Below are 18908 nucleotides of genomic sequence, written 5' to 3'. Positions count from 1 at the left end.
CATCTCCAAACCTTCAAAAATTCAGGAAAGGCAAAGATTTGCGAGGAGTCAGACTGGGTCAGTGAAATCTCAGCAACCGGAGCTAGTCGGCATAGGCGCCAACAATCACCAGCCAATTGCCAGCCAATTCCGATGGTTTTGGAGCAAGGCGAAAAGCGCCGCACTCGTCACCAAGCCTCCGGACATTTGCTGGTTGCCGCTCCGCCCAATAACTATTTGCTGGTAGAACACCCTACTTACTGAGCCCCGATGCCCCCTCTGAGGGACCGCGCGTTTTCTTAGATTTCTTAAGCGGTGGACTGGTAAAATCGTTAAATACCTGAGACGAAGCGCCTAGTATTTTCTTTAGTCTTTGCTGCTGTGCGGGAGCTAGCCATGAACCTTTATCCAGACATTTGAAAACGTCCTCCAGTTCATCAGGGGTGAGCTGAGTGAGCACATTCTCGTCGATGCTATGAAGCAGCACTAGTACCCCATTTCGCAGACTGTCAGCGCGTCTGAATACACCATGTACCTGTCCTAGCTGTTCGCTGACATCCTCGCCGTGATCATCCTTCAGCCATTCAAGAAGGGTGCTATGCTGCGATATCGAGGGGTTACCATGGGGCAGCAAGGAAGGAGAGCTGTGATTAACGCTGGAAAGCGTCAACATCGACCAATCATCAGGTCTAGGATCAGCATGATAGGCCAGCAGCGGGTCAGCATTGTAGGCATAGCCTACGGGTACGCCTATCTCCTGAAATCGTAAATAGGACGCATGTTGCCCCTCGTCAAACTCCAACAATGTACCCGTCTCACATTGGAGCTCTTTGATCTCGAGCAAAATTATACGAGCGTTTCCCAATCGAGCGACCAAGTCAGCGCAGAATTTGCGAAGGCCGTTCCCCTGCTGCACAGGCACGGGAGGAAAAAGCTCCAACCTAGGCATGCCTGGCCTGTCGAAATAAGTATGCATCGCCAAAGCAATAGCGATCTGTACAACATTTTCCTTCTTACTCAAATCATCATCTCCTGAACAATAGACATCACCGAGGCCACCCTAGGTGAACGAAATGTCTCGCCGCTGAGAGGCGGGAAAATTACGCTGAGTAAACAACCGTTCTATCAAATACTTACCCGTCCTACCACTGCTACCAGTGCTTCGCTAACCAGCCTGCCCTCTTTTATCATTCATTGTTTTTTCCGAAGTGTGCACCGTAATAGCCAGCAGCGCCTTCCGACATCAATTCTCTGCTGTAGCTTTGAAAACATCGCACACAGGGGCAGGGACATTGGCACTCTGAAACCTTGTCTCCACCTCCTCCGAAAAGGAGAGGATTCCAACGAGAGCAAGTAGTTTTGTAGGGGTAAAAACGATCAAAAATAAAAAAGGGTCGCGAGATAAAATCTCGCAACCCTTTGATTTATATGGTCGGGACGGAGTGATTCGAACACTCGACCCCTAGCACCCCATGCTAGTGCGCTACCGGACTGCGCTACGCCCCGACTGGTTTTGCAACTCGTTCTTCACCTCGAAGAACGCTCAAGAATATAGCGCAAGCTTTTGAAAACTGGAAGTATTCAAACGCTGCTTTTTATTTCTTGAGAACCACCAGTACATCTTCCAACTCGGCAATCATCTGCCGAATCATCTGCTTGTATTGGGTCGTGTCGTCTTTGGCTTCATCGCCGGACAAACGCAGGCGTGCGCCGCCGATGGTGAAACCTTGATCGTAAAGGAGCGCGCGGATCTGCCGGATCATCAGCACGTCCTGGCGCTGATAATACCGGCGGTTTCCGCGGCGTTTGACGGGGTTGAGCTGAGGAAACTCCTGCTCCCAGTAGCGCAGCACGTGTGGCTTTACGGCACACAGCTCGCTGACTTCACCAATGGTGAAGTAGCGTTTGCCCGGGATGACGGGTAGTTCGTCGTTATGACTTGGTTCCAGCATAAGCCTCAACTCGGGCCTTCAACTTCTGCCCTGGACGAAAGGTGACCACACGGCGAGCCGTGATCGGGATTTCTTCCCCCGTTTTCGGGTTGCGGCCAGGCCGCTGGCGTTTGTCCCGAAGGTCGAAATTGCCGAAACCGGACAATTTGACCTGCTCGTTGTCTTCAAGAGCGTGCCTGATTTCCTCGAAAAACAGTTCGACCAATTCCTTGGCTTCCCGCTTGTTCAGGCCCAGCTCTTCATACAGACGTTCCGCCATCTCAGCTTTCGTCAAAGCCCCCATACGTCACTTCCTTAACGTGGCGTTCAACCTTTGTTCGAGCGAGGTGAGGATATTTTGCGTCGTCGAATTCACCTCATCGTCATTAAGAGTGCGCGATGGATGCTGCCAGGTCAAGCCAACTGCAAGGCTTTTTCTATCAGGATCAATGCCTTTACCCTGATACACGTCAAACAGCCTGAGATCTGTGAGCCATTCGCCTGCATTTTCACGGATTACGTCCAGTACTGCCGAGGCTGCGACGTCTTTGTGTGCAATTAATGCAAGGTCACGACGCACTTCAGGAAAGCGCGACAACTCGTGGAATTTCGGCATTTTACCAAGTGCCACTTCAGCCAGAACCAGTTCGAAAACGAAGACTGGACGATCCAGCCCCAAGGCTTTCGACAATTCCGGGTGAATGGCGCCGATGAAACCGACTTCACGCCCTTCTCGCTCGATGCGCGCGGTTTGACCCGGGTGCAGCGCCGGGTGTTTGCCCGGAGCGAAAGTGAACGAATCCAGTGCACCGGCGAAGCCCAGTACTGCCTCCACGTCAGCTTTGACGTCGAAGAAGTCGATGGTGTCGCGACCTTGTGCCCAGCCTTCCGGAAGACGGCTACCGCAGACAACACCCGACAACATCGGCTCTTGCTTCAAACCTTCGAGCTGACCGACGAAGCGCAGACCGCTTTCGAACAGACGCACGCGATCTTGCTGACGATTGAGGTTGTGCTGCAGCGCCTTGACCAAACCTGGCCACAGCGAAGAACGCATGGCGGCCATGTCATTGGAGATCGGATTGGCCAGCAACAGGGGCTCAACGCCCGGATTAAACAGTTCGAACTGACGAGGATCGATGAAGCTGTAAGTAATCGCTTCCTGATAACCACGAGCCACCAGCAGACGACGCAGTTCCGGCAGATCGCTACGCGCTTCAGCCTTGGCTTGCGGCGCGAGGCGCGCTTGCGGGTAACGAACCGGCAGACGGTTGTAGCCGTACAGGCGGGCCAGTTCTTCGATCAGATCGACTTCAAGGCTGATGTCGAAGCGATGGCTTGGCACTTCTACGCGCCATTGGTCAGCGCCGTCGGCAGTAATGCCCAGACCCAGGCCGCTGAGCAAACGCTCAACCTGAGCCGAATCCATTTCCATGCCGAGCATCTGGGTGATGCGCTGCGAACGCAGGGTGATCGGCGCGATCGACGGCAGATGCTGCTCGCTGACGGTCTCGATAATCGGGCCGGCTTCACCGCCAGTGATTTCCAGCAGCAGGCCAGTGGCGCGCTCCATGGCTTCACGGGCCAGTTGCCAGTCAACGCCACGCTCGTAGCGGTGCGAAGCATCGGTGTGCAGGCCATAAGAACGTGCCTTGCCAGCGACAGCGATCTGGTCGAAGAATGCGGATTCCAGGAAGACATCACGAGTGGTCGCGGAAACACCGCTGTGCTCGCCCCCCATCACACCAGCAATTGCCAGCGCGCGAGTGTGGTCGGCAATCACCAGCGTATCGCTACGCAGGCTGACTTCCTGACCGTCGAGCAGTACCAGCTTCTCGCCCTCTTCCGCCATGCGCACACGAATGCCGCCGTTGATTTCGGCGAGATCGAAGGCGTGCAGCGGCTGACCCAGTTCGAGCATCACGTAGTTGGTGATGTCGACGGCAGCGTCGATGCTGCGCACGTCGGCGCGACGCAGACGCTCAACCATCCACAGCGGCGTTGGCTTGGACAGATCAACGTTACGGATAACGCGGCCCAGATAACGCGGGCATGCCGCTGGTGCCAGCACTTCTACCGAACGCACTTCGTCGTGCATGGCAGGAATGCTCATGACCACTGGACGGGTCACTGGTGCGTCGTACAGCGCGCCGACTTCACGGGCCAGACCGGCCAGGGAAAGGCAGTCGCCGCGGTTCGGGGTCAGGTCGACCTCGATGCTGGCGTCTTCCAGATCCAGGTACACACGGAAATCTTCGCCCACCGGCGCATCGGCCGGCAGTTCCATCAGACCGTCGTTGCCTTCACCGACCTGCAGTTCGGCTTGCGAGCAGAGCATGCCGTTGGACTCAACGCCGCGCAGCTTGGCTTTCTTGATTTTGAAGTCGCCCGGCAGTTCCGCACCGATCATGGCGAACGGAATCTTCAGACCCGGACGCACGTTTGGCGCACCGCACACGACCTGGAAGGTTTCCGCGCCATTGCTGACTTGGCACACGCGCAACTTGTCAGCATCAGGGTGTTGCTCGGTGCTCAGCACCTCGCCCACGACCACGCCGCTGAATACACCGGCGGCCGGGGTCACGCTATCGACCTCCAGGCCAGCCATCGACAGACGAGCAACCAGCTCGTCGCGATTTACCTGCGGGCTAACCCAGCCACGCAGCCATTGTTCACTGAATTTCATCCTGCTCTCCTAAGAATTCGTTACGACTAGCGAAATTGCGCGAGGAACCGCAAGTCGTTGTCGAAGAACAGACGCAAGTCGTTCACGCCGTAACGGAGCATGGCCAGACGCTCGACGCCCATGCCGAAGGCAAAACCGGAGAACTCTTCCGGATCGATGCCGGACATACGCAGCACGTTCGGATGAACCATGCCGCAGCCCATCACTTCCAGCCAGCCGGTCTGCTTGCAGACGCGGCAGCCTTTACCGCTGCACATCACGCATTCCATATCGACTTCAGCGGATGGCTCGGTGAACGGGAAGTACGAAGGACGGAAACGTACGGCCAGCTCTTTCTCGAAGAACACCCGCAGGAATTCTTCGATGGTGCCTTTGAGATCGGCAAAATTGATGTCGCGATCAACCAGCAGGCCTTCGACCTGGTGGAACATCGGCGAGTGGGTGATATCGGAGTCGCTGCGGTACACACGGCCTGGGCAGACGATGCGGATCGGCGGCTGTTTCGATTCCATGGTGCGGACCTGTACCGGCGAGGTATGGGTGCGCAGCAGCATGTTGGCGTTGAAATAGAAGGTGTCATGCATCGACCGGGCCGGGTGATGGCCTGGGATGTTGAGCGCTTCGAAGTTGTGATAGTCGTCTTCGACCTCAGGACCTTCGGCAATGCCGTAGCCGATGCGGGTGAAGAACTGCTCTACGCGTTCCAGAGTGCGGGTAACCGGATGCAGACCACCGGAGGTCTGGCCACGGCCCGGCAATGTCACGTCAATGGATTCGGCAGACAGTTTGGCAGCCAGTTCGGCTTCTTCAAACAGAGCCATGCGCGCATTGAGAACGCCTGTAACACGTTCCTTGGCAACGTTGATCAGCGCACCGACTTGCGGACGCTCTTCTGCCGGCAAATTCCCCAGGGTCTTCATCACCTGAGTCAATTCGCCCTTCTTGCCAAGGTATTGAACCCGGATTTGCTCCAGGGCATTGATATCTTCAGCGCTTTGCACAGCCTCTAGTGCTTGAGAGACCAGCGCATCCAGGTTTTCCATGTACAGACTCCAGATACAAAATAGGGGAAGAGCTTGAAGGCTCTTCCCCTATTTAAGACGTTTACCACCTGGCCCCACGGAAGTGAGGCCGGGTGATTGTCGGGGGTACTTAAGCCAAGGTGGCTTTAGCTTTCTCGACAATCGCAGCAAACACCGCTTTTTCGTTCACTGCCAGATCAGCCAGAACCTTACGGTCGATCTCGATGGACGCTTTTTTCAGGCCAGCGATGAAACGGCTGTACGACAGACCGTTAACACGAGCACCAGCGTTGATACGAGCGATCCACAGAGCGCGGAACTGACGTTTTTTCTGACGACGGTCACGGTAGGCGTATTGGCCTGCCTTGATTACCGCTTGCTTGGCAACACGGAATACGCGGGAGCGTGCGCCGTAGTAGCCTTTAGCAAGTTTCAGAATTTTTTTGTGACGCTTACGGGCAATGACGCCACGCTTTACACGAGCCATGAGTTACTTCCTCTATTCTTGACTAAAATTAACGAAGGCGCAGCATGCGCTCGACTTTTGCCACGTCAGACGGATGCAGCAAGCTGCTACCGCGCAGTTGACGCTTACGCTTGGTCGACATTTTAGTCAGGATGTGGCTCTTGAAAGCGTGCTTGTGCTTGATACCGTTAGCAGTTTTCAGAAACCGCTTAGCAGCACCACTTTTGGTTTTCATTTTTGGCATGTTCGGATACTCCGCATTCAGTTGATAAACATAATCAGAAGGCCTGCCGTGCCCTGTTGATTACTTCTTCTTTTTCGGGGCGATGACCATGATCAGCTGGCGTCCTTCCATCTTAGGATGCTGTTCGACCGAACCGTACTCGAGCAGGTCAGCTTCAACCCGCTTGAGGAGTTCCATCCCCAGCTCCTGGTGGGCCATCTCACGGCCGCGGAATCGCAAGGATACCTTGGCCCTGTCCCCATCACTCAGGAAACGTACCAGGTTGCGCAGTTTTACCTGGTAATCCCCTTCCTCCGTCCCTGGACGAAACTTGATTTCTTTAACCTGAATCTGCTTCTGGTTTTTCTTGGCTGCGGCAACCTGTTTCTTCTTCTCGAAGATCGATTTGCCGTAGTCCATCAGTTTGCAAACAGGGGGTACTGCATCGGCGGAAATTTCCACCAAATCCAGTTTGGCCTCTTCAGCCTTAAGAAGCGCGTCTTCAATTGACACAATCCCAAGCTGTTCACCTTCAGCCCCAATTAACCGAACCTCGCGTGCCGAGATATTCTCGTTGATCGGGGCTTTCGGTGCAGCTCGTTTATCTTGTCTCATTTCACGCTTAATAATAATTACTCCGAATCTGGGCGACCACGCCGGGAAACCGCTTGCGCGAGAAACTCAGCGAACTGGGCGACGGGCATCGAGCCCAGGTCAGCACCTTCACGAGTACGCACAGCGACAGTCTGCATCTCGACTTCCTTATCTCCGATTACCAAGAGATAGGGAACCTTGAGCAAAGTATGCTCGCGGATTTTAAAGCCGATCTTTTCATTTCTCAAGTCGGACTTGGCACGAAATCCGCTTTCGTTGAGAGTTTTTTCAACTTCTGCAACAAAATCTGCCTGTTTATCAGTGATATTCATGATCACCGCCTGGGTTGGCGCGAGCCACGCAGGGAACGCACCTTCGTAGTGCTCGATCAGAATCCCGACGAAACGCTCGAAGGAACCGAGGATCGCACGGTGCAGCATCACCGGGTGTTTGCGGCTGTTGTCTTCAGAGACGTATTCAGCACCCAAACGGACAGGCAGGTTAAAATCGAGCTGCAGAGTACCACATTGCCAGACGCGACCGAGGCAGTCTTTCAGCGAGAACTCGATCTTCGGACCGTAGAACGCACCCTCACCCGGCTGCAGATCGTACGGCAGGCCCGCAGAATCAAGGGCTGCAGCCAAAGCAGCTTCAGCGCGATCCCACAGCTCGTCGGAACCGACGCGTTTTTCCGGACGAGTGGACAGTTTCATCTCGACATCGGTAAAGCCGAAGTCGCGGTAAACGTCCATGGTCAACTTGATGAACGCAGCGGACTCAGCCTGCATCTGCTCTTCTGTGCAGAAGATGTGGGCGTCGTCCTGAGTGAACGCACGTACGCGCATGATGCCGTGCAATGCCCCCGACGGCTCATTCCGGTGGCAGGCACCGAACTCGGCCAGACGCATCGGCAACTCGCGGTAGCTTTTCAGGCCTTGGTTGAACACCTGCACGTGGCACGGGCAGTTCATCGGCTTGATGGCGTAGTCGCGGTTTTCCGACTGCGTGGTGAACATGTTGTCGGCGTAGTTGGCCCAGTGCCCGGATTTCTCCCACAGGCTGCGGTCAACGACTTGAGGGGTTTTGATCTCAAGGTAGCCGTTGTCGCGCTGGATCTTGCGCATGTACTGCTCGAGCACCTGGTACAGAGTCCAGCCGTTCGGGTGCCAGAACACCATGCCCGGGGATTCTTCCTGGGTGTGGAACAGGCCCAGACGCTTGCCGATCTTGCGGTGATCGCGCTTTTCCGCTTCTTCGATGCGCTGGATGTAAGCCGCCAGCTGCTTCTTGTCTGCCCAAGCGGTGCCATAAACGCGCTGCAATTGCTCGTTCTTGGCGTCGCCACGCCAGTAGGCGCCCGACAGTTTGGTCAGCTTGAAGGATTTCAGGAAGCGGGTGTTCGGCACGTGCGGACCACGGCACATGTCGACGTATTCTTCGTGATAGTACAGCCCCATGGCCTGTTCGTTCGGCATGTCCTCGACCAGGCGCAACTTGTAGTCTTCGCCACGCGCCTTGAACACTTCGATCACTTCGGCGCGCGGAGTGACTTTCTTGATGACGTCGTAATCTTTTTCGATCAGCTGCTGCATGCGCTGTTCGATAGCGGCCATGTCGTCCGGAGTGAAAGGACGCTCGAAGGCGATATCGTAATAGAAGCCTTCGTCGATGACCGGCCCGATGACCATTTTCGCAGTCGGGTACAACTGCTTGACCGCGTGGCCAACCAGGTGAGCGCAAGAGTGGCGAATGATCTCCAGCCCCTCTTCATCCTTTGGCGTGATGATTTGCAGGGTCGCGTCGCTGCTGATGATGTCGCTGGCGTCGACCAGTTGGCCATTGACCTTGCCGGCCAAAGTGGCTTTGGCCAGACCCGCACCAATGGATGCAGCGACCTCGGCTACGGAAACCGGGTGATCGAATGAACGTTGACTGCCGTCGGGAAGAGTAATAGTTGGCATGGCGCCTCCTCTCCTAGTGGTGACCCCTACCAAAGGTCACGTGGGTTGGGATGAGCCAGTACAAGATCCGGTCCAGGCCATTCAATGACGAACGCCTGCCTTACAGCGGCAGGAGCCTTGCGGCCAACCGGAAAACCGAACCAGAGTGACTGGGATTCAAATCGAAATATTCGCACGTTGACCGCTGCCGGGACTGAAGGTCATCCGGAGCCTGAGAACGCATGAGCCCGGCATCCTAGCACAGATGAGCGGTCACTTATGCCTCTGTTTGATCAGAAGGCAAATCGTCTGTTTTTATGCCAGAGTGCTGAACTTGATGGCCCCTTCAGCCCTCAGATAACAAGACATTGACCCACAAGGAGCATCCTCGCATGCGTCTGAATACCCTGTTCGCCGTCGTCGCCCCTATCGTTATGTTGCTGCCGCTGAGTGCCCACGCCGACTGGCCGAAGGGCGAGCGTGACAAGTACATGGCGCAGTGCACCCAGGCGGCGACTCCGCAAATTGGCGCTGCTGCGGCCAAATCGCACTGTGCTTGTGGCGCTGACGCCATCAAGTCTTATCCTGCAGCCGACATTCAGGCCCTGATGGACAACAAGGCCACCCCTGAACTGCAGCAGAAAGCACTGGGCCAAATTGCCAAATGCAAGGCAAATTCACCGGCGAAAAAGTGATTGAAAAACCATTCGGATTCGGCTCAGCGCCCCTGAAACGGGCTGAATTTGAGCCTTTTCAGACGATTTATGCAGGTTTTACAGGTTTTTTTATTGTCTTTACTTTCCGCTCAAAGCCTTTTAAACCGGGGCTTTCAGCGAAAAAGGACAGCAAAGAAAACACGACTGATTGGCAAACAGCACGTCCGGGGGGCTACCAAAGCGAACATTTCGACTATGATACCCGGGTGTGCCCAGTTGGCCTGAGCAGCACAGTACTGAAAAATATATGTTTCTTGGAGATACACCATGTCTAATCGCCAAACCGGCACCGTTAAGTGGTTCAACGATGAAAAAGGCTTCGGCTTCATCACTCCTCAAGGTGGCGGTGACGACCTGTTCGTACACTTCAAAGCTATCGAATCCGACGGTTTCAAAAGCCTGAAAGAAGGCCAGACCGTCTCCTTCGTGGCTGAGAAAGGCCAAAAGGGTATGCAAGCTGCACAGGTTCGCCCAGAGTAATTTCTCGGCGCACTAAAAAAACCCCGTCCATGTGACGGGGTTTTTTATGCCTGCAACAAAAGCCTTCGCTAATCAGCCGCAGTTGACGCGTGTGATCACCAGGTTGTTGTCGGTGTTCAGATTCAAGCGATCAGAGCGGTACTCGAGCGTGATCATGTCGTTCGGCTTGAGGAAGCGGGCATTTTGCGCCCCGGCTTTGTTGCGTGCCTGCTCCAGCAGTTCGGGTGAAGCTTTCTTGCCGATGGCGAATTCCGCCGCCGTTGCTTCACAGCGGCTGTGACCGGCTTCGGTCGCCGCAGTTTCCTTTGCCGACTCGCTGGAGGTCGTGCTGCAACCGGCCAACATGGCAGCGGCCATAAGTGCACCCAGTGTCGCGAACTTCAAAGGCATGAAGCCTCCTTGTTTTCAAAATGGTTAAGCTGAGATCGTGCGACCGTCATTCCAGCGATTGGTTTCACGGCCAAGGCCATCACCCCGCCCCACGATCGGAAAAACGCCGAGTGTGCCTGAGCAGCATGCGTCACTTCAGCAATCAATCGTGACTGAATATTAACGGCGCTCAGTAGACGTCGATGTAGTCATACGGCGGATTCGGCCAGTTGTCCTTCAGTGCGTTGAAAATCTGCATCACCCACACCTCGTCGCTGGCCGCGACATTGCCGACGTACCCCGAACCCTTGGCCCAGGTTTCCAGGCGAAAAAGCAAACCGTCGATATCCTGCCCTCCGGTGATGCCCGAAGAAATATAAGCGATACCGCCCTTGGTCACGCGCACCTGCGTGTGCTCATCATCACTGGCCGAAGCGAGCAATTGACGCACGGCTTCGAGTGTGAGGCCGTCAGGGGTGTTCAAATCGATCTGCACAACACGATCCTTGGAAAGCTTTAAAAGACCAAGTGTCGCATAGCGATCCGTTCATGCCTAAGTCGCAGTGCCAAACGCCCCACAAAATGGTTAACTCGCTCTCATACATTCCCGACTCTTCGAGCACACTCATGAGCACCGTAAGCATCACCGCCGACATCAAAGTCCTGTGGCCGAAGGGGCACAGCTCATATAGCCCGGGCAGTTCGGAGGAGCTGGCGTTGATCAGCATCGACCTGCTGGTCAAGACGATGGGAACACAGGGCGCACAAACGTTTATCGCTCAAGTGTTCGAGCGGTATCAGCACGACCACAAGGTCACACTGGATACCGAGAGAGAATAAAAACCCGCAGATTGGCACCTGCGGGTTTCAGCCTTATTTCAAACGTTTCAGGCGCTCGGTCAGCAAGTCAAAGAAGCCCTGCGCGTCGCCGTTTTCCACCCAGAAAGCGTTTTTCGGCGCCTTCAGGCCGTCATACCAATCGACGATGGTCTGACCGAAAGTCGGCCCTTCACGGCTATCCACCACGACATTCACCGAACGACCGGTGAACAGTTCCGGCTTGAGCAGATAGGCGACAACGGTAGCGTCATGCACCGGGCCACCCGGAATACCGTAGTGCTCCATGTCGCCCTTGATGTACTCATTGAGGATGTCGCCGACAATCTTGCTCGCGTTGTTATTCAGCGCGGCGATCTGCTTCAGGCGCGCGTCACTGGTGAGAATCTTGTGGGTCACATCCAATGGCAGGTAGGTCAGTTTCACGCCGCTTTTCAGCACCACTTCGGCCGCTTGCGGGTCAGCGAACAGGTTGAATTCGGCCACCGGAGTGATATTGCCACCGTTGAAGTGCGCACCACCCATGATCACCACTTCCTTGATGCCCTGAACAATTTCCGGCTCCTGGATCAGCGCCAGCGCCAGGTTGGTCTGCGGACCGAGCATGGCGATCGTGATGCTGTGCGGCTTGGCTTTTTTCAGCGTATCGATCAAGTAGTTGACCGCATTGCCTTCAGCCAGCCCCTTTTTCGGTTCGTGCACGGTGACACCCGACAGGCCTTCCTTGCCATGGATGTTCTCGGCGTAGATCGGCGTGCGCATCAGCGGCTTTGGCGCACCGGCGTAAACCGGTACGTCTTCACGCCCTGCCCACTCGCGCGCCAGGCGCGCGTTACGCGAAGTCTTGTCGAGGCGCACGTTGCCGGCCACGGTAGTCAGCGCGCGAATGTTCAGTTCGTCCGGCGAGGCCAGGGCGAACAGCAAGGCGACCACATCGTCAGCACCCGGGTCGGTGTCGATGATCAGGTCGATTTTCTCCGCCGCCTGAGCGCCGGTGGCAGTGATGACGGACAAAAGCAGCAAACTCCGGATGAATTGATGCAGTTTCTGAGCATAGCGTTGCATGGCGCATTCCTTGTGCATGTGGAATCGAAAAATCAGAACGTAACCCCGGCGACCAGGACAATGTTGCAGTACGGCTGGCATTCACCTGTACGAACAATCGCCCGAGCCTGTCGGCTGAGAACCTTGAATTGCTCATGACTGAGCAGATCGCGACGACCCAGAGCGCCCTCTTCGTTCAACGCATCCAGCGTATTCAGCGCGGTCGGTTGTTTGTCGAAGATTTCTTTGGCCAGCGCATGGCTTTCCACCTGCATCTCGCTGAGCACGACTTTCAGGGTGCTGATGAAATCCGGGACGCCGTGGGTCAGCGCCAGATCAATCAGCTCGACGCCCGGCGGCACTGGCAGCCCGGCATCACCGATAACCACCATGTCGCCATGGCCCAGAGACGCGATCAGCCGCGACAAGGCGACGTTGAGCAGAGGAGTCTTTTTCATGCGTGTTTAAAGGCCTGTACGTCGGATTGGGTTGGAATGGACGGCTGCGCGCCGGCACGGGTTACCGACAGCGCGGCGGCGATTTGCCCGTAGCGAATAGCCTCGGCCTCGGACTTGCCATTGGCCAGCGCAGCGGCAAAACCACCGACGAAGGTGTCCCCCGCCGCCGTGGTGTCGACAGCCTTTACCTTCGGCGCCGGGAAATGCTCAAAACTCTGGCCATTGGCGAACAGCGAGCCTTGAGCACCGAGCGTAATGATGACTTTCCCCGCCCCCATGGCAATCAGTTGGCTGGACGCACGCTCTGCGGTTTCCAGCGAGTCCACCGGCAATCCGCTCAACGCGGTCGCTTCGCTCTCATTGGGGATCAGGTAGTCAATCGCGGCAAACCAGTCTGCCGGCAGTGGGCGACTGGCCGGCGCCGGATTGAGGATGACGGTTTTACCCAGTGCTCGCGCACGCTTGAGCGCATGCCCGACCGTGGCATCAGGAATTTCGAGCTGGCAGATGATCACGTCTGCGGCTTGCAACACTGCATCAAACCGGTCGATCACTGCGGGCGTCATTGCGCCGTTGGCGCCAGCGACGATGACAATGGCGTTCTGACTGTTGTCATCGACCACGATCAGCGCCACGCCGCTGGAGTCATTGACTGTACTCACTGCCTGACAATCGATCTGCTCGGCCAACAAGGCGTCACGCAATTGCACGCCATAGTCGTCATTGCCAACACAGCCGACCATTGCCACCTGCGCGCCCAAACGCGCTGCGGCCACCGCCTGATTGGCGCCCTTGCCTCCGGAAACCGTGGCAAACGAATGACCGATCAGCGTTTCGCCACCGATGGGAAGCCGTGGCGCCCGGGTCACCAGATCCATGTTCAGGCTGCCTATTACCACTACATTTGCTGGCATACATCATTACTCATCAATTCGGTTTCAGCGGTATTCGGTGAACACGCCGGACAACGGTGCGGTCGATTCGCGCAAGACAATACTCGGGGTCACGATCCGTTGATCAGTGCCCATATTCGGCGTAGCAATCCTTCGCAGCAGCACTTCGGCCGCCATCTCGCCCAGTTGCAGGATCGATTGCCCCACAGTGGTGAGTGCCGGATACACGTAACGGCTCATCTGGATATCGTCAAAGCCGATCACCGACAGCTCGCTCGGCACGCGAACATTGCGCTCCGCCGCCGCACGCAGCACACCGATACCGATCATGTCGTTACCGGCAAAGATTGCGCTCGGCGGATTGTTCTCAAGCAGAACCGCCGCCGCGTTGTACCCGCCAGTACTGGTGAAATCACTTTCCAGCATGCGCGCTGGTCGCACTTCAATGCCCGCCTCTTTCAGCGCCCGGCAATATCCGGCCTGACGCATCTGCGCCACACTGGTACTCGCCGGACCGCCAATGGTTGCGATGTCGCGATGCCCCAATTCCAGCAAATGCCGGGTCGCGAGGTAAGCGCCGTATTCGTGGTCGATGCGCACCAGATCGGCATCGACACCGTCCAGACCACGGTCGACGATGACCATCGGCGTTTTCACCCCGGCCAGCCCCTGCGCCAGACCGCTGTCACCGCCAGCGGAAGCAACGATCAAACCGTCGATGCGCTTCTCGAGCAGGACGCGCAAATAGCTGCGCTGCTTGTCGGGATTATCGTCGGAGTTGCAGAGAATCACGCAGTAGCCGTTACGCTCGCAATAATCCTCAATGCCCCGGGCCAATTCCGCGAAGTACGGGTTGAGACTGTTCGGCACCAGCAGGCCAATGGTTGCAGTGGTCTTGGCCTTCAGTGACCGCGCTACCGCACTCGGCACGTAGTCGAGGCTCTTGATCGCCGCCTCGACTTTCAGCCGCACCTCCTGACTGACCGGCCGGGTGTTGTTCACCACATGCGACACCGTCGTGTAGGAAATTCCCGCGAGGGCTGCCACGTCCTTGATCGTTGCCATGTCTTAGCCCCGGCGACTGGCGCGCTGACTGCGATAAGTATCGAGCACCACCGCGATCACGATGACGGCGCCAGTAATGATTCGTTTGGTCGGCTCGGTCGCGCCGATCTGCGCCAGACCCGCCGCCAGTACCGAGATGATCAACACGCCGAAGAACGTGCTGATTACCGAACCGCGTCCACCCATCAGACTGGTACCGCCGATTACCACAGCAGCGATCACCTGTAGCTCCAGACCGGAACCGGCATTCGGATCAGCGGCTTCCAGACGGGAAATCTGAAACAGCGCGGCGATACCCGCGAGCAGACCCATCAGGCTGAAGACCAGAATCTTGTAGGGTTTGGGATTGATTCCCGCAAGCCGCACCGCCTCTTCGTTGGTGCCGATGCCGATCAGGTAACGACCGAATACGGTACGGGTCAACACGGCCTGGGCAATGATGATCACCAGCAAGGCAATGATGAACGATGGCGAGATGCCGAACGCGATCGGGTTCGACAGCCAGGCGAACGAATCACCGATGTACGCGGTGCGCGATCCGGTCATCTGATACGCCAGACCCCGAGCCATTTCCAGCACACCCAGAGAGACGATGAACGATGGAATCCGCCACGCCACAGTGATCGAACCAGTGACCGTACCGGCCAATGCAGCCACCGCCATGCCGAGCAATGCCGACGGCAAAACGCCCCATCCCCAGCCGAGAATCGCGACGCTGACGGTCGAAGCAGCCAATGCGAGCACCGAGCCCACCGACAGGTCGATGCCGCCGATGATCAACACGAAAGTCATGCCGACCGCCAGCACCATCAGGTCAGGAATCTGGTTGGCCAGCGTGCTGAAGGTGTTATAGGACAGAAAGTGGCTGCTCAAGACCGAGAACAGCGCAATCATCGCCAGCAAGGCACCGGCCAGCCCCAGATAAGTGCCCAGACCATAGAAGTTGCCACTACGTTTGCCGGCAGGAGATGCAGTTTTCATGGGAGATCCCTAGGCGCCGCTTCGTTGAGCAACGCATCACGTTTTTGGTAGCCGGCGAACGCGGCGGCAAGCAAGTCATCCTGGGTCCAGCTGTCGCGCTCGAAGGTGTCGATCAACCGCCCTGCCGACAACACGCCGATCCGGTCGCAGATCAGCATCAGTTCACGCAGGTCACTGGACACCACCACCAGCGCTTTGCCCTGGCGCGTCAGTTCGCCGAGCAGGGCATAGATGTCGAACTTGGCGCCGACGTCGATACCACGGGTCGGCTCGTCGAACAGCAGCACCGAACAGTCACGTTCCAGCCAGCGGCCGATCACGACCTTCTGCTGGTTGCCGCCAGACAACTCTGAGACCAGTTGTGTCGGACTTGAACTGCGGATGCGCATGGCGTCGATCTGACGCTGTGCCAAAGCGATTTCGTCGCTGTTGTTGACGACCCCACCACTGGAAATTTCCGGCATGTTACCGAGGGCGATGTTGGCGCTGATCGACTGACTGAGCAGCAAACCTTCACCCTTACGGTCTTCGGTAATCAACGCGATGCCATTACGCACCGCATCGACTGGCGAACGTACACTGACGACCTTGGCTGGCGAACCGAGGGCAATGCTGCCGCTGTCGGCCATGTCTGCGCCGAAGATCAGTCGCAACAGCTCTGTACGCCCTGCCCCGATCAATCCGGAAATCCCGAAGATCTCGCCGGCACGCACTTCGAAGGAGACATCGCGCACTTTGTCGGAACGGCTCAAGCCTTTGATCGTCAGCGCCGGAGCACCGATCTTGCGCGGGCCCATGTCGATATGCTCGCCCAATTCGCGACCGACCATCAGCGTGACCAACTGCTCGCTGTTGTAATTGGCCATCGGCTCGACACAGACCAGATTGCCGTCACGCAGCACGGCAATGCGCTGCGCTACGCGCGCAAGTTCTTCGAGACGGTGGGAAATGTAAATGATCGAGACACCACGCGCCTGCAGTCGAGTGATCTGCTCAAAGAGCATTTCGACTTCACGCGCGGTGAGCATCGCGGTCGGCTCGTCGAGGATCAACACATGGCAATCGCCGATCAGGTTGCGGGCGATTTCGACCATCTGCTGGTGGCCGATACCCAACTCGCCGACCAGCGTATCCGGGTCAATGGCGTCGAGACCCACTTGCGCCATGGCTTCGATAGCGGCCTTGCGCAATTGTTTGCGGCTGATCCAGCCGCCATTGCTTGGCAGGTTGTCGAGAAACAGGTTTTCCGCGACCGACAGTGTCGGCAACAGATTGAGCTCTTGCATGACCATCCGCACGCCGAGCTCTTCAGCCTGGGTACGGCTGCCCGGACGATAGTCCTTGCCTTGGAATTGCATCTGGCCGGTGGTCGGGGTGACCAGTCCGCCGATAATCTTCGACAGGGTGCTTTTGCCGGCACCATTTTCGCCGGTCAGCGCCAGCACTTCACCGCGCATCAGCGTCAGATCGATGCCGCTAAGCACCGGCTGCGCATAGGTCTTACCGATACCGCTGACCGAGAGGACAGCGTTCGGGGCGGAAACTGACATAAAAACTCTCCATGCGCTCGCCCGGACGGACGAGCGCCGTTGTGTCGCCAGAAGACTTACTGGGTGACCAGCTCGACCGGTGTTTCGATCACGCCGTTGGCGCCGCTGTCGACTTTCTCGCCCTTGATGATTTTCAGCGCGGTTTCGATGCCGAACACAGCTTGTTTGGCAGCGAACTGGTCAGCAGTAGCCAGCACGCGACCGTCCTTCAGCATCGGTTTGATGGCATTGATGTTGTCGTAACCGACGACTTGAACCTTGCCAGCCTTGCCCGCGGCGCGCACGGCGGAGACAGCACCTACGGCCATGCTGTCGTTGCCCGCCAGCAATGCTTTGACATCCGGGTATTCGCTGAGGATCGACGCAGCAACCTTGTTGCCCTTGTCGATTTCCCAGTCACCGGATTGCAGGGAAACGATCTTGATCTGTGCCGCGTCCATCGCATCCTTGAAACCAGCGGTACGTTGCTGAGCGTTGGTCGTGGTGGACACGCCTTCAATGATGCCGACTTCGTCACCGGCCTTGAGTTGCTTGGCCAGGTATTCACCGACCAGGCGCGCACCTTTACGGTTGTCCGGACCTACGAAGGGCACGCTGATGTTTTTGCTTTTTACGATGGCCGGGTCGAGCTGGTTGTCGATGTTGATCACGGTGATGCCGGCATCGACAGCTTTCTTGATCACCGGGACCATGGCCTTGGAATCGGAAGGCGCGATCACCAGTGCATTGACCTTGGCCAGGATCATTTGCTCGACGATGCGGGTCTGGCCAGCAGTGTCGGTTTCATCCTTGATGCCATTGGAGATCAGGTCGAAATCGGCGGAGTGTTCTTTCTGGTAGGCCTTGGCGCCATCTTCCATGGTCAGGAAGAATTCGTTGGCCAACGACTTCATGACCAGCGCAACTTTAGGTTTTTCGGCGGATTCGGCGAATGCCGAGGAGACAGGTAGTGCGGCGGCTGTGGCAGCCAGCATAGCGACAGCAAGAAGACGTCCAGCGAATGGCAGCTTCATGGGTTCACTCCGATCTTATGATTATTGTGAGCAACGCTTGCGCTGGCGTAAGCTACTTGGCTTTCTGCCGGGCCATAAAGCGCCGGGAGCGCCACGCAAACGTTTGCGTAGACCGAACTATGCGAATCCCGCCGACATTTGTCAACAATCAGAAATCGTCATTTGTTGTAGGGCGAATCGTCGGACTCGCCCCTTCGCTGCTTATGCCGTGGTGCTGACCAAGTTACCGCTGGTAGAACTCTTCGTCATTTCCTTGACCAGTGCACCGGCCACTTCTGCCATCGCAGCGCTGGTTTGCGCGATTTGCCCCTGAATGGACATCACCGCTTGTGATTTCGCCTCAGGCGTCGGATAGGTCTTGGCTTGTGCGGCCGCCAATTGTTGTTGCTGCTCCTGCAGTTGCTTCTGCAGTTCCTGCATGCGCTTGAGCAACATCTTGACCGTGACACTCAGGTTGTCGCCGCTTTCAGCCTTGCTGTCTTCTGGCGCGGCAGCACCACCGGTCCTGACCTGATTGGTCGATTCTTTCTCAGTGCCCAGCGCCTCGGTGGAAGCTTCCGCTCCCGCCTCGCTCAATGCATTGATAGTCGCTGCGGTTTTGCCGCCGATGGTGACTGCCGCAGGATTAGATAAACCGACCGTCAGTGACATGTGAACTCCC

The 18908-nt window shown here is 56.8% G+C and carries 23 protein-coding genes and 1 tRNA gene; 4 read left to right on the top strand and 20 right to left on the bottom strand.

Annotation, left to right across the window (positions count from 1 at the left end; all coding sequences use genetic code 11):
- Window positions 1-232: 232 nt before the first annotated feature.
- The 10 genes from ACWR1S_RS26975 to thrS all read right to left on the bottom strand — a co-directional run bounded on the left by ACWR1S_RS26975 (window position 233) and on the right by thrS (window position 8862).
- Window positions 233-1000, bottom strand: coding sequence for a hypothetical protein (locus tag ACWR1S_RS26975; RefSeq protein ID WP_454565626.1), 768 nt, complete (start codon window positions 998-1000; stop codon window positions 233-235).
- A 408-nt stretch (window positions 1001-1408) separates the two neighbouring features.
- Window positions 1409-1485 (bottom strand) — tRNA-Pro (locus ACWR1S_RS26970).
- 89 nt (window positions 1486-1574) lie between these two features.
- The gene (locus ACWR1S_RS26965; RefSeq protein WP_003179985.1) at window positions 1575-1931 is read right to left on the bottom strand and encodes a MerR family transcriptional regulator; all 357 of its coding nucleotides are present in this window, start codon (window positions 1929-1931) and stop codon (window positions 1575-1577) included.
- The gene (gene ihfA, locus ACWR1S_RS26960; protein ID WP_002553164.1) at window positions 1912-2214 is read right to left on the bottom strand and encodes an integration host factor subunit alpha; all 303 of its coding nucleotides are present in this window, start codon (window positions 2212-2214) and stop codon (window positions 1912-1914) included. The genes ACWR1S_RS26965 and ihfA overlap by 20 nt, the downstream gene beginning before the upstream one ends.
- Before the next feature lie 3 nt (window positions 2215-2217).
- On the bottom strand, window positions 2218-4596 hold the full coding sequence (pheT, locus tag ACWR1S_RS26955; RefSeq protein ID WP_454565625.1) for a phenylalanine--tRNA ligase subunit beta: 2379 nt from the start codon (window positions 4594-4596) through the stop codon (window positions 2218-2220).
- 26 nt (window positions 4597-4622) lie between these two features.
- Window positions 4623-5639, bottom strand: coding sequence for a phenylalanine--tRNA ligase subunit alpha (gene pheS / locus ACWR1S_RS26950; RefSeq protein ID WP_003226365.1), 1017 nt, complete (start codon window positions 5637-5639; stop codon window positions 4623-4625).
- A 109-nt stretch (window positions 5640-5748) separates the two neighbouring features.
- Complete coding sequence (gene rplT, locus ACWR1S_RS26945; protein ID WP_007913489.1) at window positions 5749-6105, bottom strand: 50S ribosomal protein L20; 357 nt, start codon at window positions 6103-6105, stop codon at window positions 5749-5751.
- A 28-nt stretch (window positions 6106-6133) separates the two neighbouring features.
- Complete coding sequence (gene rpmI, locus ACWR1S_RS26940; protein WP_002553160.1) at window positions 6134-6328, bottom strand: 50S ribosomal protein L35; 195 nt, start codon at window positions 6326-6328, stop codon at window positions 6134-6136.
- A 60-nt stretch (window positions 6329-6388) separates the two neighbouring features.
- Window positions 6389-6940, bottom strand: coding sequence for a translation initiation factor IF-3 (gene infC / locus ACWR1S_RS26935; RefSeq protein ID WP_170947229.1), 552 nt, complete (start codon window positions 6938-6940; stop codon window positions 6389-6391).
- On the bottom strand, window positions 6940-8862 hold the full coding sequence (gene thrS, locus ACWR1S_RS26930; RefSeq protein WP_007913488.1) for a threonine--tRNA ligase: 1923 nt from the start codon (window positions 8860-8862) through the stop codon (window positions 6940-6942). The genes infC and thrS overlap by 1 nt, the downstream gene beginning before the upstream one ends.
- A 371-nt stretch (window positions 8863-9233) precedes the next feature.
- Between thrS and ACWR1S_RS26925 the strand changes: the two genes are divergently transcribed.
- Genes ACWR1S_RS26925 through ACWR1S_RS26915 form a run of 3 tightly spaced genes read left to right on the top strand, consistent with a single transcriptional unit; the run spans window position 9234 to window position 10037 of the window.
- A complete protein-coding gene (locus ACWR1S_RS26925; RefSeq protein ID WP_454565624.1) occupies window positions 9234-9536 on the top strand; it encodes a hypothetical protein in 303 nt (100 codons plus the stop codon).
- Window positions 9506-9832, top strand: a complete 327-nt coding sequence (locus ACWR1S_RS26920; RefSeq protein WP_454565623.1) for a hypothetical protein — start codon at window positions 9506-9508, stop codon at window positions 9830-9832. Before ACWR1S_RS26925 ends, ACWR1S_RS26920 begins: the two co-directional genes overlap by 31 nt.
- A complete protein-coding gene (locus ACWR1S_RS26915; protein WP_003179963.1) occupies window positions 9825-10037 on the top strand; it encodes a cold-shock protein in 213 nt (70 codons plus the stop codon). Before ACWR1S_RS26920 ends, ACWR1S_RS26915 begins: the two co-directional genes overlap by 8 nt.
- A 72-nt stretch (window positions 10038-10109) precedes the next feature.
- On the opposite strand, the gene ACWR1S_RS26910 is transcribed toward ACWR1S_RS26915, so the two are convergent.
- Window positions 10110-10427 carry an I78 family peptidase inhibitor gene (locus tag ACWR1S_RS26910; RefSeq protein WP_077571951.1) on the bottom strand — a complete coding sequence of 106 codons (318 nt, stop codon included), beginning with the start codon at window positions 10425-10427 and terminating at the stop codon, window positions 10110-10112.
- A gap of 169 nt (window positions 10428-10596) precedes the next feature.
- A complete protein-coding gene (locus ACWR1S_RS26905) occupies window positions 10597-10902 on the bottom strand; it encodes a hypothetical protein (RefSeq protein ID WP_454565622.1) in 306 nt (101 codons plus the stop codon).
- Between the two features lie 131 nt (window positions 10903-11033).
- On the opposite strand from ACWR1S_RS26905, the gene ACWR1S_RS26900 reads away from it, so the two are divergent.
- The gene (locus tag ACWR1S_RS26900; protein WP_454565621.1) at window positions 11034-11246 is read left to right on the top strand and encodes a hypothetical protein; all 213 of its coding nucleotides are present in this window, start codon (window positions 11034-11036) and stop codon (window positions 11244-11246) included.
- A gap of 33 nt (window positions 11247-11279) precedes the next feature.
- Here ACWR1S_RS26900 and ACWR1S_RS26895 read toward each other — a convergent pair whose 3' ends face one another.
- The 8 genes from ACWR1S_RS26895 to ACWR1S_RS26860 all read right to left on the bottom strand — a co-directional run bounded on the left by ACWR1S_RS26895 (window position 11280) and on the right by ACWR1S_RS26860 (window position 18898).
- Entirely contained in the window at window positions 11280-12308 is a 1029-nt protein-coding gene (locus ACWR1S_RS26895; RefSeq protein WP_093432149.1) for a nucleoside hydrolase, read from the bottom strand.
- A 32-nt stretch (window positions 12309-12340) separates the two neighbouring features.
- On the bottom strand, window positions 12341-12745 hold the full coding sequence (gene rbsD, locus ACWR1S_RS26890) for a D-ribose pyranase (protein ID WP_123592850.1): 405 nt from the start codon (window positions 12743-12745) through the stop codon (window positions 12341-12343).
- A complete protein-coding gene (rbsK, locus tag ACWR1S_RS26885) occupies window positions 12742-13659 on the bottom strand; it encodes a ribokinase (RefSeq protein WP_454565620.1) in 918 nt (305 codons plus the stop codon). The genes rbsD and rbsK overlap by 4 nt, the downstream gene beginning before the upstream one ends.
- 24 nt (window positions 13660-13683) lie before the next feature.
- A complete protein-coding gene (locus ACWR1S_RS26880) occupies window positions 13684-14703 on the bottom strand; it encodes a LacI family DNA-binding transcriptional regulator (RefSeq protein WP_454565619.1) in 1020 nt (339 codons plus the stop codon).
- A gap of 3 nt (window positions 14704-14706) precedes the next feature.
- Window positions 14707-15684 carry an ABC transporter permease gene (locus ACWR1S_RS26875; protein ID WP_007913478.1) on the bottom strand — a complete coding sequence of 326 codons (978 nt, stop codon included), beginning with the start codon at window positions 15682-15684 and terminating at the stop codon, window positions 14707-14709.
- Window positions 15681-17234 (bottom strand): sugar ABC transporter ATP-binding protein, encoded by a 1554-nt coding sequence (locus tag ACWR1S_RS26870; protein WP_454565618.1) that lies wholly within the window; start codon window positions 17232-17234, stop codon window positions 15681-15683. Before ACWR1S_RS26870 ends, ACWR1S_RS26875 begins: the two co-directional genes overlap by 4 nt.
- Window positions 17235-17290: 56 nt before the next feature.
- A complete protein-coding gene (locus tag ACWR1S_RS26865; protein WP_137217982.1) occupies window positions 17291-18247 on the bottom strand; it encodes a sugar ABC transporter substrate-binding protein in 957 nt (318 codons plus the stop codon).
- 201 nt (window positions 18248-18448) lie between these two features.
- Window positions 18449-18898, bottom strand: coding sequence for a hypothetical protein (locus ACWR1S_RS26860; protein ID WP_454565617.1), 450 nt, complete (start codon window positions 18896-18898; stop codon window positions 18449-18451).
- Window positions 18899-18908 lie beyond the last annotated feature (10 nt).

The organism is Pseudomonas sp. AIG (assembly GCF_977020205.1).
This window is presented reverse-complemented; position numbering and strand designations above follow the sequence as displayed.

Bases quoted from the DNA above. Each gene is read 5' to 3' on its own strand.
- rbsD (WP_123592850.1), bottom strand. From the start codon at position 12,745: ATGAAAAAGACTCCTCTGCTCAACGTCGCCTTGTCGCGGCTGATCGCG.
- ACWR1S_RS26860 (WP_454565617.1), bottom strand. From the start codon at position 18,898: ATGTCACTGACGGTCGGTTTATCTAATCCTGCGGCAGTCACCATCGGC.
- ACWR1S_RS26900 (WP_454565621.1), top strand. From the start codon at position 11,034: ATGAGCACCGTAAGCATCACCGCCGACATCAAAGTCCTGTGGCCGAAG.
- ACWR1S_RS26895 (WP_093432149.1), bottom strand. From the start codon at position 12,308: ATGCAACGCTATGCTCAGAAACTGCATCAATTCATCCGGAGTTTGCTG.
- ACWR1S_RS26925 (WP_454565624.1), top strand. From the start codon at position 9,234: ATGCGTCTGAATACCCTGTTCGCCGTCGTCGCCCCTATCGTTATGTTG.
- pheS (WP_003226365.1), bottom strand. From the start codon at position 5,639: ATGGAAAACCTGGATGCGCTGGTCTCTCAAGCACTAGAGGCTGTGCAA.
- ihfA (WP_002553164.1), bottom strand. From the start codon at position 2,214: ATGGGGGCTTTGACGAAAGCTGAGATGGCGGAACGTCTGTATGAAGAG.
- ACWR1S_RS26875 (WP_007913478.1), bottom strand. From the start codon at position 15,684: ATGAAAACTGCATCTCCTGCCGGCAAACGTAGTGGCAACTTCTATGGT.
- rbsK (WP_454565620.1), bottom strand. From the start codon at position 13,659: ATGCCAGCAAATGTAGTGGTAATAGGCAGCCTGAACATGGATCTGGTG.
- ACWR1S_RS26870 (WP_454565618.1), bottom strand. From the start codon at position 17,234: ATGTCAGTTTCCGCCCCGAACGCTGTCCTCTCGGTCAGCGGTATCGGT.
- ACWR1S_RS26915 (WP_003179963.1), top strand. From the start codon at position 9,825: ATGTCTAATCGCCAAACCGGCACCGTTAAGTGGTTCAACGATGAAAAA.
- ACWR1S_RS26965 (WP_003179985.1), bottom strand. From the start codon at position 1,931: ATGCTGGAACCAAGTCATAACGACGAACTACCCGTCATCCCGGGCAAA.
- thrS (WP_007913488.1), bottom strand. From the start codon at position 8,862: ATGCCAACTATTACTCTTCCCGACGGCAGTCAACGTTCATTCGATCAC.
- rpmI (WP_002553160.1), bottom strand. From the start codon at position 6,328: ATGCCAAAAATGAAAACCAAAAGTGGTGCTGCTAAGCGGTTTCTGAAA.
- ACWR1S_RS26910 (WP_077571951.1), bottom strand. From the start codon at position 10,427: ATGCCTTTGAAGTTCGCGACACTGGGTGCACTTATGGCCGCTGCCATG.
- ACWR1S_RS26865 (WP_137217982.1), bottom strand. From the start codon at position 18,247: ATGAAGCTGCCATTCGCTGGACGTCTTCTTGCTGTCGCTATGCTGGCT.
- ACWR1S_RS26880 (WP_454565619.1), bottom strand. From the start codon at position 14,703: ATGGCAACGATCAAGGACGTGGCAGCCCTCGCGGGAATTTCCTACACG.
- pheT (WP_454565625.1), bottom strand. From the start codon at position 4,596: ATGAAATTCAGTGAACAATGGCTGCGTGGCTGGGTTAGCCCGCAGGTA.
- rplT (WP_007913489.1), bottom strand. From the start codon at position 6,105: ATGGCTCGTGTAAAGCGTGGCGTCATTGCCCGTAAGCGTCACAAAAAA.
- ACWR1S_RS26920 (WP_454565623.1), top strand. From the start codon at position 9,506: ATGCAAGGCAAATTCACCGGCGAAAAAGTGATTGAAAAACCATTCGGA.